This window comes from Ralstonia sp. Ralssp135 (genome assembly GCF_047304345.1).
GTDB lineage: Bacteria > Pseudomonadota > Gammaproteobacteria > Burkholderiales > Burkholderiaceae > Ralstonia > Ralstonia chuxiongensis.
Map to the genome: position 1 here is coordinate 223,035 of NZ_JBGLYZ010000003.1, position 13,491 is coordinate 236,525.

General features: G+C 64.3%; 11 protein-coding genes and 3 tRNA genes. 12 read left to right on the top strand and 2 right to left on the bottom strand.

What is annotated here, in order from left to right; all coding sequences use genetic code 11:
* Positions 1–33 precede the first annotated feature (33 nt).
* The gene (earP, locus tag ACCD03_RS04645; protein ID WP_413410985.1) at positions 34–1,227 is read right to left on the bottom strand and encodes an elongation factor P maturation arginine rhamnosyltransferase EarP; all 1,194 of its coding nucleotides are present in this window, start codon (positions 1,225–1,227) and stop codon (positions 34–36) included.
* Between the two features lie 91 nt (positions 1,228–1,318).
* Between earP and uvrC the strand changes: the two genes are divergently transcribed.
* From uvrC to ACCD03_RS04705, 12 genes are all read left to right on the top strand, one after another.
* Complete coding sequence (gene uvrC, locus ACCD03_RS04650; RefSeq protein WP_413410974.1) at positions 1,319–3,292, top strand: excinuclease ABC subunit UvrC; 1,974 nt, start codon at positions 1,319–1,321, stop codon at positions 3,290–3,292.
* Between the two features lie 67 nt (positions 3,293–3,359).
* On the top strand, positions 3,360–3,935 hold the full coding sequence (gene pgsA, locus ACCD03_RS04655; RefSeq protein WP_004635606.1) for a CDP-diacylglycerol--glycerol-3-phosphate 3-phosphatidyltransferase: 576 nt from the start codon (positions 3,360–3,362) through the stop codon (positions 3,933–3,935).
* 135 nt (positions 3,936–4,070) lie between these two features.
* Positions 4,071–4,146: transfer RNA gene (locus ACCD03_RS04660), tRNA-Gly, on the top strand.
* Between the two features lie 53 nt (positions 4,147–4,199).
* Positions 4,200–4,275, top strand: a tRNA-Gly gene (locus tag ACCD03_RS04665).
* Between the two features lie 92 nt (positions 4,276–4,367).
* Positions 4,368–4,441: transfer RNA gene (locus ACCD03_RS04670), tRNA-Cys, on the top strand.
* 240 nt (positions 4,442–4,681) lie between these two features.
* Positions 4,682–5,914, top strand: a complete 1,233-nt coding sequence (locus ACCD03_RS04675) for an MFS transporter (RefSeq protein ID WP_413410975.1) — start codon at positions 4,682–4,684, stop codon at positions 5,912–5,914.
* 395 nt (positions 5,915–6,309) lie between these two features.
* On the top strand, positions 6,310–7,023 hold the full coding sequence (locus ACCD03_RS04680; RefSeq protein ID WP_045204378.1) for a response regulator transcription factor: 714 nt from the start codon (positions 6,310–6,312) through the stop codon (positions 7,021–7,023).
* A complete protein-coding gene (locus ACCD03_RS04685; RefSeq protein WP_413410976.1) occupies positions 7,007–8,686 on the top strand; it encodes a FecR domain-containing protein in 1,680 nt (559 codons plus the stop codon). Before ACCD03_RS04680 ends, ACCD03_RS04685 begins: the two co-directional genes overlap by 17 nt.
* Positions 8,679–11,012: a CHASE2 domain-containing protein gene (locus tag ACCD03_RS04690; RefSeq protein ID WP_413410977.1), complete on the top strand. Its 2,334-nt coding sequence runs from the start codon at positions 8,679–8,681 to the stop codon at positions 11,010–11,012. The genes ACCD03_RS04685 and ACCD03_RS04690 overlap by 8 nt, the downstream gene beginning before the upstream one ends.
* 176 nt (positions 11,013–11,188) lie before the next feature.
* A complete protein-coding gene (locus tag ACCD03_RS04695) occupies positions 11,189–11,389 on the top strand; it encodes a hypothetical protein (protein WP_413410978.1) in 201 nt (66 codons plus the stop codon).
* Positions 11,390–11,423: 34 nt separating this feature from the next.
* Positions 11,424–12,131, top strand: coding sequence for a response regulator transcription factor (locus tag ACCD03_RS04700; protein WP_045204374.1), 708 nt, complete (start codon positions 11,424–11,426; stop codon positions 12,129–12,131).
* Positions 12,132–12,156: 25 nt separating this feature from the next.
* Complete coding sequence (locus tag ACCD03_RS04705; RefSeq protein WP_413410980.1) at positions 12,157–12,408, top strand: GlsB/YeaQ/YmgE family stress response membrane protein; 252 nt, start codon at positions 12,157–12,159, stop codon at positions 12,406–12,408.
* Between the two features lie 305 nt (positions 12,409–12,713).
* Here ACCD03_RS04705 and ACCD03_RS04710 read toward each other — a convergent pair whose 3' ends face one another.
* On the bottom strand, positions 12,714–13,475 hold the full coding sequence (locus ACCD03_RS04710) for a FadR/GntR family transcriptional regulator (protein ID WP_045204373.1): 762 nt from the start codon (positions 13,473–13,475) through the stop codon (positions 12,714–12,716).
* Positions 13,476–13,491: the final 16 nt, after the last annotated feature.

The window sequence follows — 13,491 nt, forward strand, 5'->3', positions numbered from 1 at the left end:
GTCAGAGCCGGGGGGCGCATACAGATCAGCCCGCTATTTTACCTGTTTTTGGCAAAATGCCACCAAATTCGCGGCGAGATCGCCTAGTTGAATCAAGCTTTGTTCCCAGGTGACGGCCCGTGCGCGCAGACGCGCCGCCATAGATGCAAAGTCCGCCCAGTTGAGTGATGCCGGCGCACCATTCCACGCGTGCCAGAAGGCGACGAGTGCCTTGGCATCGGCCTCCGCCAGGGCGGCGGTATAGCGCGTCAGAAAGGCGTCCAGCTTCGTGAGGTGCACGTCGTCGCTCTGGGGGTAGATGTGCCAAACAAAAGGCTTCAGCGCCCATTGGGCGCGCACGAATGAGTCTTCTCCGCGCACGAAGTTGATGTCGCAAGCCCAGAGGAGCGGGTCGTAATGCTCCTGCGGCACGAACGGCACGACTGCCACGCTCAGGTTGCCGCGCGTCCAGCGGGCCCCAGTCTTGGCACCACTGGCGTCACCCAACAGCTCGGCGACCTGCTTGGCAGCCAAGCCTTCCGGGACTAGGCAAACCACCGGCTGTGGCGATGCCTCCCATTGAGCGACCAGCGTTGGCAGTGCCGGGTTGGCATAGGCGAACAAGCTCACGCGCAGGGCGTCAGGGCAGTCGCGCATCAGGTCGTCAACGCCGAGGCGGTGCCACAACGCCTGGTGGGCGGCGGGGCTTGCTTCGAACGTCTTGCGTTGGGCGCCAAGATGCGATTCCCGAAGTACGCCGCCGGTGTTGCGGGCGAAGCCGGGGAAAAAGAAGTGTTTGACGAGCGGCAGCCGCAGATGTGGCGACTGCATCGCGTGATGCTCGGCCACCCAGTTTTCGGCGCTCAGGTATTCGAGGTTGATCCAGACCGGCGCCGATCCTTGGGATGCCCGCTCGGCCATGAGCTTCAGCATGGGCTCCGGGACGGCGCATGCGAAGGCGCCGATCACCACGTCGTGCAGCGCGGGGGGCGCGTCGGCAGCGAGCAGGCTGGTGACCTGCGCATCGTCAGCCCAGTGGCGAATATCCACGCCCGAGACGCGCTGCGCATCGGCCTTTGCGTCGACAGCAGGGCAGATCTTTTCGAACGAGCGGAGATCGTCGACCCACAGGCGGACGGTATGGCCGTGCTCCTGCACAAGCTGGCGAGCCAGGCGCCAGCAGACGCCAATGTCGCCGTAGTTGTCGACGACGCGGCAGAAGAGATCCCAGGATGTGATGTTGCGCATGCAGGAAGGCCAGCCGGGCAGCGAAGAAGATGGGCCGACATTGTAGTCGGCGGCTTGTTCTACACTGACGGCCTCTGATCCAGCGAACGCCATGTCGTCCGACCCCACGCAACCCCAGCCTTCCGAGACGCCCGAGAGCGTCGAGCCCAGCGCGCCTGCAAATGTGCCCGAGTTCGACGCGAAAGCGCATATCGCGCGCCTGCCGAACCTGCCGGGCGTGTATCGCTACTTTGATGCCCAGGGCAACGTTCTCTATGTGGGCAAGGCGCGCGACCTCAAGAAGCGCGTGTCGAGCTACTTCAACAAAACGCTGCTTTCGCCCCGCATCGCGATGATGGTGGCGAAGATTGCGCGCATCGACACCACGGTTGTGCGCAGTGAAGCCGAAGCGCTGCTGCTAGAGAACAACCTCATCAAGGCGCTGGCGCCGCGCTACAACATCCTGTTTCGCGACGACAAGTCGTATCCGTATCTGAAGCTCACGCAGCACGCGTATCCGCGCATGGCGTATTACCGAGGTGCGACCGATCGCAAGCATCAGTACTTCGGGCCATTCCCGAGTGCGCATGCCGTGCGCGAGAGCATGCAGATCCTCCAGAAGGTGTTCCAGCTCCGCACGTGCGAAGACACGGTCTTCAACAACCGCACGCGGCCGTGCCTGCTGCATCAGATCCATCGCTGCAGCGGCCCGTGCGTGCAGGCGATCAGCGCAGAGGATTACGCGCGTGACGTCGCCAACGCGGCCGGTTTCCTGCAAGGCCGGCAGGACGAGGTCATGCAGACGTTGCAGGACAAGATGCAGCGCTACGCTGAATCGCTGGAGTTCGAGCAGGCCGCCATCGTGCGCGACCAGATCGGCGCGCTGTCGACGGTGCTCAAGCAGCAGTCTGTGGAGGAGGTCGGCCACGCCAGCGACATCGACATCCTGGCGGTTGCCATCAAGGGCGGCCACGCCTGCGTGAACCTCGCGATGGTGCGCGGCGGGCGCCATCTGGGCGACAAGGCTTACTTCCCCACGCATGTTGAAGAGGGCGCCGCCATTGTCGGCGTGGATGTGGAAGCCGATGGTGAGACTGCGGCAGAAACATCACGCGATGCCGAACGCATGGCCAGCGACATCCTCGAAGCCTTCGTCGCGCAGCACTATCTCGATCAGTTTGTGCCGCCGGTGCTGGTGGTCAGCCATCAGATTCACGCAACCGAGTTGATCGACACGTTGGCCGAGCAGGCCGGGCGCCGCGTTTCGGTTGTGCGCCAGCCGCAGGGCGGGCGCCGCGCGTGGCTGGAGATGGCGGAGAAGGGCGCGGAGCTGTCACTGATGCGCCGGCTTTCCGAGCAAGGCAGCCAGCAGGCCCGCACACTTGCGCTGGCCGAGACCATCGGCATTGATCTCGAAGACCTCGCCGCGCTGCGGGTCGAGTGCTTCGACATCAGCCACACCGCCGGCGAAGCCACGCAGGCTTCGTGCGTGGTCTTTCACAGCCACGCCATGCAAAACAGCGAATACCGCCGCTACAACATCCAGGACATCACCCCCGGCGACGACTATGCGGCCGTGCGGCAAGTCCTCACGCGCCGCTACCAGAAGATCGTCGAGCAGGCTGGCGAAGACACGCCCAACATGCCGAGCATCGTGCTGATCGACGGCGGTAAGGGACAGGTGGAAGTCGCGCGCCAGGTCTTTGAGGAGCTTGGGCTGGATATCGGATTGCTCGTCGGCGTGGCCAAGGGCGAGGGGCGCAAGGTCGGCCTGGAAACGCTCATCTTTGCCGATGGCCGTCCGTCACTGGAGCTGGGGCAGGGCAGCGCCGCGCTGATGCTTGTCGCGCAGATTCGCGATGAAGCGCACCGCTTTGCCATCACCGGTATGCGTGCCAAGCGGGCCAAGGCACGCAACACGTCGCGGCTGGAAGAGATCGAGGGCATCGGCGCCAAGCGCCGGCAGCGGTTGCTGGCGCGCTTTGGCGGCCTGCGTGGCGTGATGGCCGCGAGCGTCGACGAGCTGGCCACGGTGGAAGGTATCTCGCAGACCCTGGCCGAAGAAATCTACCGTCAGTTGCATTGATCGGCGACAATGCCCCATCTTGTCGCGTCGGTTTGCGCTTGCGCGGCGGTTGTCCTCTCGATTTGCCATGCCTTTCAACTTCCCGATCCTCCTGACCTGGTTGCGTGTGGCCATGATCCCGCTGGTGGTGGGCGTGTTCTACGTGCCGGACACCTGGATGGCACTGCCTGCCAAGAACCTGACGGCGGCGGTGTTTTTCATCGTCGCAAGCCTCACCGATTGGTTCGACGGCTTTCTTGCGCGCCGCTGGAACCAGACCTCCGCCTTCGGGGCCTTCCTCGATCCGGTGGCCGACAAGCTGATGGTGGCCGCAGCGCTGCTGGTGCTGCTGTCATTGGGCCGCGTGTCCGACGTCATCGCACTTGTCATCATTGGCCGTGAGATCACCATCTCCGCCCTGCGTGAGTGGATGGCGCAAATTGGCGCGTCGAAGAGCGTGGCCGTCAACTTCCTCGGCAAGCTGAAGACGACCTTCCAGATGATCGCGATTCCGTTGCTGCTGTTCGAGGGCCGCCTGTTCGGCATGATCGACGCGCAGGTGTGGGGCACGTGGCTGATTTACGTGGCGGCGGTGCTTACGCTGTGGTCGATGGCGTACTACATGAAGCTCGCCTGGCCACAGATTCGCGAGCGCGCAAAATGAGCCTGTAAAAACTCTTGCGCAAAACTGTTGACGAGAGCGATCTTTCTTTGCCATAATTTCGTTCTCGCGTTGCAGTGATGTGACGCAAACGGTCTGGCAGCGCAAAGGTTGTACGGCAGTGCTGATAGCCAAAATGCGGGAATAGCTCAGTTGGTAGAGCGCAACCTTGCCAAGGTTGAGGTCGCGAGTTCGAGCCTCGTTTCCCGCTCCAGTTTGAAATGTGTGGCCGTGTTGATGTGATGGCACGGCGGCATAACCGGTTACGCGGGAATAGCTCAGTTGGTAGAGCGCAACCTTGCCAAGGTTGAGGTCGCGAGTTCGAGCCTCGTTTCCCGCTCCAATCCCGAAGGGAAGCCTTGCTTCCCTTTTTCTTTATCGGCACGGCAAGCACGCGATTCTCCATGAATTGCTACAATGCGGTGCTGAGCCCCTGGCGGGGTAGCAAAGTGGTTATGCAGCGGCCTGCAAAGCCGTGTACGCCGGTTCGATTCCGGCCTCCGCCTCCAGAATGCAAGAAGAAAGCCCCGACTGATTCGGGGCTTTTTGTTTTTGCATCGTGCGCGATGCGCGTGTTTCGGGCTTAGCGTTCCTCGCCGTGCATTCTTCTGTTTGGACAACGCACCACCTCTGCGTCGATGCGGCCGCCACCGGCGTCGCCAGCCAATCCCTTCAGCTAAGTGGTTGCATAAGAAAACTAGGTTGCATAGACTCAAGTGGTTTTAAATTAAAACCATATGAGGCAACAGATGCCCTCTGATTGTGTTGCCGAGCATTCGTCTACCGAGCGTGCCGGTCCCTCCCGGGCGTTGCCGCACGCGTGGGTTGCAATGCTGGCGCTTTGCGCAGCGGCTAGCGTATCGAATGTCTACTTTGTCCAGCCGTTGCTCGAACCATTGGCCCGTGAGTTTGCGCTCAGCGATGCATGGGCGGGCGGTATCATCGGCGCGACACAAGCTGGCTGCGCACTTGCCCTGGCGCTCGTCGTGCCATTAGGGGATCGCTGGCCGCGCAAGCCGCTGCTGTTGGTGCAGCTCGTCTTGCTCACGCTGGCGTTGCTCGCGGTAGCGCTTGCACCGGTGCGCTGGTGGTTGTTGCTCGGCATGTTCTCCGTTGGTTTGCTTGGCACAGCGATGACGCAAGGACTGATCGCCTGCGCTGCCGCGTTGGCGCAATCGGCAGAGCGCGGGCGTGTGGTGGGTGCGGTACAGGGCGGGGTCGTGATCGGTCTTTTGCTGGCGCGTGCCGTTGCTGGCTGGATCGCGGATGCCGCTGGCTGGCGTGCCGTCTATATGGTGTCAGCCGGCCTCTCGGCAGCGATGCTCTTTATGCTTTGGCGCTCGTTGCGTGCGCCGCCGACTGCGCTTTCGCCCATGAGATACACGGCGCTCCTGCGCTCGATGTGGCAACTTCTGATGACCGAACGTGTGTTGCAGGCGCGCGGCCTGATCGGTTTGTTGATGTTCGCGGCGTTCAATGTCTTCTGGAGCGCGATGGCGCTGGCTCTGAGTGCGCCGCCCTATGCGTTCTCGCCGGCAGGCATTGGTGCATTCGGTTTGGTCGGGGCGATTGGTGCGCTGGCTGCCGCGCGAGCCGGGCTTCTGGCGGACCGTGGTTGGGCGCAGACGGCCACGGGCGTCGCGCTGGGTTTGTTGCTGCTCGCGTGGTGGCCGCTCGGTCTCGGATTGCAGCATCTGGCGTGGTTGATCGCCGGCGTGATTCTGTTGGACCTGGGTGGGCAAGCTGTGCACGTGCTCAACCAGAGTCTGATCTTTCGCTTGCAGCCAGAGGCGCACAGCCGGCTGGTGGGCGCCTACATGCTGTTCTATGCGGCGGGCAGTGGGTTCGGAGCGGTGGCTTCGACGCTGGTGTATGCGTCGGCCGGCTGGTCAGGGGTATGCGTTTTGGGGGCCGCTCTCAGCTTGGCCGCGCTGGTGTTCTGGGCGGCGACTACGGCTTGGGCCCGTAAGCGAGACCGCTAGCGGCAGGTTATGCAACGAGGACCCGGGGCAGCGTATACCCGGTAGCCTCACCAGCCCGGTGGCCCGCTCCTATACTTCCTGAGACCTCGCACCTTGTAATGGCGTGATAAAAAATGATAGAACGCCATGGAAACCCGGCTCTGCGCTTAGCTTTTCACAATTGTTTGCAATATGACAGGGGCGGCCTTTTAGCATGAGCTGGGCTCAAGCCGGTGTGCGACACATGCTGGCGGGGCGTGGGTAAGGTCTTGCGCGGCGGGCACGTGCCGCGCCAATGGTGGCTGGTGGATCGGACAACGATGCGCCGGTCCGGGACCCCGATCACAACGACGAACGGAGTGACCCGGCATTTCGCATAGCGATGCCGGACCCGTTACGGGGAAAGGGCAGTCCAGATGGCGATACGAATTGCCTCGGTAGAAGACAACCAGGCGCAGTCCGATTTGATCCGAGAGATCCTGGTTTCGTCCGGATACGAATGCGAGTGTTTCAGTAACGGAGATGCCTTCGTCAAGGCGCTGCGGGATCGGACCTTCGACCTGCTGCTGCTCGACTGGCAGTTGCCCGATATCAGCGGCATTCAACTTGTGAGTTGGGTGCGGCAGACGGTCGGCCCGGCCCTGCCGGTGCTGTTTCTGACCAACCGATCGCTCGAAGACGACGTGGTGCGCGGGCTTGCCGCCGGCGCCGATGATTACGTCGTCAAGCCGGTGCGCCGCGCCGAGTTGGTGGCGCGCGTCGGTGCGCTGCTACGTCGCGCCGCGCCGCGCACGAGCGAATCGCTCGAGCGCATTCGCGTCGGCCCGTACGCGGTGGACCCGGTCGGGCGCGTGCTGACGTTGAATGGCTCGCAGGTTGAGCTGTCGCCGCGCGAGTTTGATCTTGGGCTGTACCTGTTCCGCAATGTCGGCAAGCTGGTGCCGCGAGAACTGATTGAGCAGGCAGTCTGGGGACGCAGCATTGGCCCGGATTCGCGCACGCTCGCCACGCATATTTCAAAGCTTCGGCTCAAACTCGATCTCAATCAGAAGAATGGCGTGCGGCTGGTCTCGGTGTATTCGCATGGCTATCGGCTCGAAACCACGCAGGAAGATGGTGAAGCAAGCTGACGCAATCTGGGGTGGTTTGATTGGGCGCGCCGCGTTTGTCGGCGCGTTCGTTCTTTTTGGCGGCGTGTGGCAGGCGGCGACGGCTCAGCCTTCTGGCGCCGATGGCACCGATTTCCTCTATCGCGTGCAGCAGGGCGACACGCTGATCAACCTCGCAGCGCGTTACATGGACAGCGTCGAAGGCTGGCGCTTGCTGCAGCAGCGCAACCATGTGGCGGATCCGTATCGATTGAAGCCTGGCTCTGTCCTTCGGATTCCGTTCGATCGAATTCCGGTGGTGCCGGCGACGGCGCAGGTGGTGTTTGCCCGCGATGCAACGACCGGCGGCAAGCCGCTGCAAGCGGGTATGAAGCTCACAGAAGCGTCGCAGATTGATACCGGCGACAAAGGCGCCGTGACGCTGGCATTTGATGACGGCACGCGCGTTACGGTGCCGCCGGGCAGCCACGTGGCGCTGTCGCGTGTGCGAGCGTTTGCGCGTGCCGGGCTAATCGATGTGCGTGTGCACGTAAAGCAGGGCGAGGCCGACTCCAATGTCTCGCCCAGAAAGACCGGCGTGGGCCGGTACGAGATTTCCACGCCGGCGCTGGTGACGGGGGTGCGCGGTACGCGTTTTCGCGTGCAGGCCAGCGAAGACGTATCGACGAGTTCCGTGCTCGATGGCGAGGTGGCCACGCGCGCCGGTCGCCAGAGGCAGGCGGTCAAGGCCGGCTTTGGCGTGCAGGCATCGGATGGGCACCTCAAGCGCGCAGCGCTGCCTGCTGCGCCCAAGCTCGACGCCATTCCCGAGCTTGTGCAGACGCCGTGCCTGCGCGCGACGTGGCAGCCCGTCAAGGGCGCGGTCGGCTATCGCGCAGCCGTGGCGCGCGATGCCGCGCTGACCGAACTCAGCGCTTACCAATCGAGCAAGACACCCGCGGTAACGCTCTGCGGCGATGAGGACGGCGACTACACGCTCGTCGTGCAAAGCATCGATGTGCTCGGGCTGACAAGCGAGTCGGCCACGCGGCCGTTCACCGTGCGCCTGCACCCGGAAGCGCCCTATACGATCCAGCCCGCCAGCGGCCGGACCTACCGCAGCGGCGACGTGGCATTCGCATGGGCTGCCGTGTCCGATGCCGGCAGCTACGACATGGAAGTCGCCGGCACAGAAACCTTCGCCACCCCTGCCGTCCAGCAGCATGGCAAAGATGTGCGTCTGACCAAGCCATTGACGGCCGGCACATGGTGGTGGCGTGTGCGCTCTGTGGCCGCAGACGGCAAAACGGGCCCGTGGAGCGACGCGCTGCGCTTTCGCGTGCTCGACATTCCGCCGGATGCCGTGCCGACAGCCGCAGTGGAAGCCGGCAATGATGGCAAGCTGCACGCCCACTGGCCTGCGCTGTCGCCCGAGCTGGCGGCATCTGGCGCGCGCACGCGTGTGCAACTGGCAGGTGACACAAGCTTCGCCAAGCCCATCGCCGACATCGTGAGCGAAGGCAATGAGGCCACCATTCCGCGGCCACCGTCCGGCGTGTATTACATCCGCACTGGCGTAGACCTGGGCGATGCGGCATCGGTGGTCTACGCCAAGCCGCAGCGCATTGACGTCGGCACCTTCGTCGGCGATTCCGCTCGCAGCCCGGTGCAGAGCGGCGGCAGCAATCTCCTTCTCAATGACTGAACCCGTGCCCGCCAAATCGGACGTGCGCAGCCTTGGGCGGCGCGCGCTGGTGGAGTGGGGCGTGCTGGTGGTGCTGGCTGCGCTGCTGACGTTGGGTGCGGTGCGCTGGAGCGTGGTCGCGCGGCTTGATGCGGCTCTGTACGACACTGCCGTCACGCTGCATGGGCATGCGCCGCGCGACGATATCGTCATTGTTGCCATTGATGACCAAAGTCTTGACGCGGTCGGGCGCTGGCCGTGGCCGCGCGCCCGGCTGGCCGATCTGATTGCGCGCGTGGGGCAGGCGCGGCCACGCGCCATCGGCGTCGATATTCTGCTGATCGAACCCGATCTTGCGCAGCCCGAAGGGGATCGTGCATTGACCGCCGCCATCGAGCAGGCCGGACACGTCATCCTGCCCGCGCTGCCCGAGCACACGGAGCACGGGCGCGTGTATCACTATCCGTTTCTCGGTATCAACTCGTCCGTCGCGCATATCAATGCCGCCCCCGATGCGGACAGCGTCGTGCGTGGCATGTATCTGGCCGAGGGTCCGCGTGCGCATGTGCTGGACCATCTTGCCGTGCAGCTCGCGCGACAGGCGCTCCAACCGCCGGCCTCCATACCGGCGCTGCCTGATGTGGAGACCGATGCCGGCGGCTGGACGCGGCGGGCGCATATCCGCCTGAATTTTGCGGGGCCGGCCGGTACGTACCGGCATGTGCCGGCGGTGGACGTGCTTAACGGCCACGTGCCGCCCGAGGCGCTCGCAGGCAAGCTGGTGCTGATCGGGGCGACGGCATCGGGCGTGTCCGATATCTTTGCGACGCCGCCTTCGCGCACGATGAGCGGCGTTGAAGTGCTGGCCAATGCCACGCAGACGGTGCTCGACGGCAGCGCCATCCTGCCTGTGCCGCCAGGCGTGTTCTGGGCGATGACGCTGCTTCCCTTGCTGATGACCGCGTTTGCGGTGCGTTGGCTCACGCCAAGGATGGCGCTTGCCGTGGCGGTGACGGGTGCCGCTGTGTTGTTGTTGAGCGCGATTGGTGTGCTCGTGTTTGGCAATCGCTGGTTGCCGCCGTTTGCCGCGTTGGTTGGCCCGCTGGTGCTGTATCCGCTGTGGAGCTGGCGCCAGCAGGAAGCCGCGTTGCGCTTCCTGCGTGAGGAGATGCAGCGCTTGGCGCGCGAGCCCGGCCTGTTGGGCGATGCGGCGCCTCTGACGCGCACCGGCCGCACACTGGGCGCGCACATGGATGCCGTCGCCGCGCTCACGGACAAGCTGCGCGCGCTGCGCCGCTTCCTGGCCGATGCGCTGGAGAGCCTGCCCGATGCCACCGTTGTCTGCACCCGCGACGGCACGATCCGCCTGGCGAATGGCCGCAGCGCAGATCTGGCCGGCCAGCTGCAGACGCCCGGCCAAAACCGCTCGGCCGCATTGCGCGACCTGCCGACGCTGCTGGCGCGTGCGTTTCCCGACCCCGCCGCAGGCGAGCACTACTGGACGCGCTGGCTGGCCGACCCCGCCGGGCTCGAACCTGTCGAGCTACAAACGCACGACGGCCGCTCGATGTTGATGCACGCCGCCGCGTTGCGCGACGAAGCGGGCCGCCCCGTCGACATCATCGTCAGTTTTGCCGACATCACGCCGGTGCGACAGGCCGAGCTCCGCCGCGAAGAAGCGCTGCGTTTCATCTCACACGACATGCGTTCGCCGCAGAGCGCCATCCTGGCGCTGATCGAACTGCAGCGCGACACATCGCGCGCATTGGATCGCGACGTGCTGCTCTCGCGCATCGGGCAGCTGTCATCGCGCACGCTGGAGCTGGCCGACGCCTTCATCGACCTGGCGCGAGCCGAATCGCAAACACTCAAGCTGGTGGATGTGGACCTGGTGGGCCTGGTGCTCGATGCCGCTGACGAGGTCTGGCCGCTCGCGAATCGTCACCAGGTGGAAGTGCGCGTGGTAGCCGACATCGAAGCGGCCGTGCGGGGCGAACCGCGTTTGCTGGTGCGCGCGCTGGTGAACCTGCTTAACAACGCCATCAAGTTCAGCGCGGCGGGTTCTGTCGTCACCGTGTCGGTCAAACAAGACGAGGCGATGTTCTCGGTGGCCGTGGCCGACCAGGGGGCCGGTATTGCCCTGGCTGATCAGCCGCGCTTATTCCAGCCGTTTCATCGCTTGCATGAGGACATGGCTAACGCGCCGTCCGGCAGCGGGCTGGGCCTCGTTTTCGTGAAGACGGTGGTCGACCGGCACGGCGGCCGCATTGCTGTGCAGAGCGCGCCGGGGCTCGGCTCCACCTTCACGCTGTCACTGCCGCGCAGCGCGCATCGCCACGACGCCTGAGGCCATCGCGGTCTCGTGTGGCCTTTGCCACATTTCCTTTTCAATCATTTGCATTTCGGCACTGCGGCGGCCCTACAGTTCATTGGCCGACCCGCACAGCATGCACCGGTGACACACCGGTCGAGAGACGACGGCACCTTGGAAAACCGAGCACAGACACGCCCGAGGCGCCGCGTATGTTGAGCCAGATTGCAACCGATGTTTTGAGCGAATGCGATTACGAACGCGTTCGCGCCCAACTGCATCAAGCCCTGCGCGGCGACGGGAACCCGCCGCAGGTCGAACGCTTCTGGCTGGCTGGTCGGCATGTATCCATGTGGCGCGGCGGTGGTCGCGACGACGGCAATGAACAACACCATCGTCGCACCACCGCTTGACCGCGCCGCACGCAGTCAACCTCGAAACCGAGCCATGAAAATCGGTCTGATCGACACGCACCTCGCCCGCCAGCAGGCGATCCACTCCGCGCTGCAGCCCACGCGCTTCGAATGTGTGCCGCTGTTTCTCTCCCGCCAAGTTTTTGAAGCCATTGATGTGCACGGCATCAACCTGCTGATGGTCGGCGCGCATGCGCACGACATGCCGGGCCTGTCGCTGGTGCGCACCGTGCGCGAGCGTGTGGGCCCAGGTATGGCAATCGTCTACCTGGCCGACGGCCAGGCCGATACCGAAACCGCAGACGCGCTCAATCACGGCGCAGACCTCTGTTTCCAAGGTGATATCCGTCCGCCTGAGTTGCTCGCGCGGCTTGATGCCTTGATCCGCCGCTTTGCCGTGAGCCGTGCTGTGAGAGCGTCGGAGATTCAGCTGGGGCCGTACACGCTGGACCGGCAAAATCGTTCCATCCGGCTGCGCGATGTTTCGGTGTCGGTGCATGCGCGTGAATTTGAGCTGGCGCTGCTGCTGTTCGCAAATGCGGGGCGCGTTCTCTCGCGCGCCGACATCGAACTGGCGCTCTGGGGCCGCGAGCTGAGCCCGTATTCACGCACGCTCGATACGCATGTCTCGCGCTTGCGCAAGAAGTTGCGGCTTGGCACGGAGAACGGCCTGCGCCTGCGCGCCATCTACGGGCAGGGCTTCTGCCTGGAGCGCGTGATGGAAGCGGTGGCAACGCACTGACCGCCTTGACCACGGAGCCACGGCCATGCAATTGCTCTGCATCACCATCCTCATCGGCTTTCTGGCCGGGCTTGTGGCCCGGTGGATCACGCCAGGGCGAGGCGTCAGCGGCTTCCTCCTCACGATCATGATCGGCATTGCCGGCGCGCTGGCAGCCGCTTTTCTCGGCCAGTTGATGCGCTGGTATGAGCCGGGCCAGTCGGCGGGATTTGTCGGTTCGGTGGTGGGCGCTGTCATTCTGCTGGCGGGCTATCACCTGATGGCTCGCGACCGCTGACTGAGGCGCTTGAAAACAGAAAAGCCCCGCGAGTCGGGGCTTTTTTCTTGGTCGGGCAGACGGATCGAGTGGCGGCTGCCAAAAAGAAACGCCCTGATACTCGGGACAGCAGCATCAGGGCCAAGAAGGCCGCGGCTCTCTCTTCCGCGACCGGAGCGCACCCACGAGGGGTCGGTGCAAGCTCAGGTTACGTGGCTGAGAGCGGGGGAATGCAAATCTTTATCAACGGCGCCAACACGTTGGGGCGGGAGATGGTTGGTGCTGGGTAATAAGACGTCGTACAACTGTACGGTCTTCGGGCCAACTCAGCCTGCCGTTGCCGTTGCCGCTGCTTGCGCGCCGGCCGCTTCGTGCGCGCGCCGCAGGCGTTCGCGGCTGTTTGACAGGTGCATGCGCATGGCTGCGCGCGCCGCTTCGGGGTCTTTGCGGGCGATGGCTTCAAAGACGCTGTGGTGCTCGCGGTTGACTGTGGCACGCAGTTCCGGAGCGTTCAGGTAACCCACCTGCTCCAGTCCCATCCGCGTGCGCGGGATGAGCGTTTTGCCGAGCTGGGCGAGGGCGCCAACAAAGTGTTCATTGCCTGTGGCGCGCGCGATGCTCAGATGAAATTGCAGGTCGGAGGTGGCGCTGTCGTTGCCGTCTGCCTGGTCCTGCTCGATGGCTTCGAGTGCCATGCGCAGGGCGTCGATCTCGGCGGGAGAAATGCGCTGGGCGGCCAGGCCCGCGCACTCCGTCTCAATGGCGACGCGCAGTTCCAGCATGCTCAGGATCTCGTGCATTGTGGACGCGTCGCCCAGCGGGATGCTGTTGTCTGTGCGCGGCGGCAGGACGAAGCTGCCGATACCGTGACGCGTTTCGATCAGTCCCTTGGCCTGCAGGCGCGAAATGGCTTCGCGTATCACCGTGCGGCTCACGCCCAGCGCTTCCATCAATGCGGATTCCGTCGGCAGCTTGTCGCCAACGCGCAGGGATTCGTTCGCGATACGCCCCTTGATGTGGTCCACCACGACGTCCGCCAGGCTTTGGGTGCGGCGCACAAGCGTTGCGGGCGAATTGGGGGCGGGCATGCGGTCTCCGGATGGG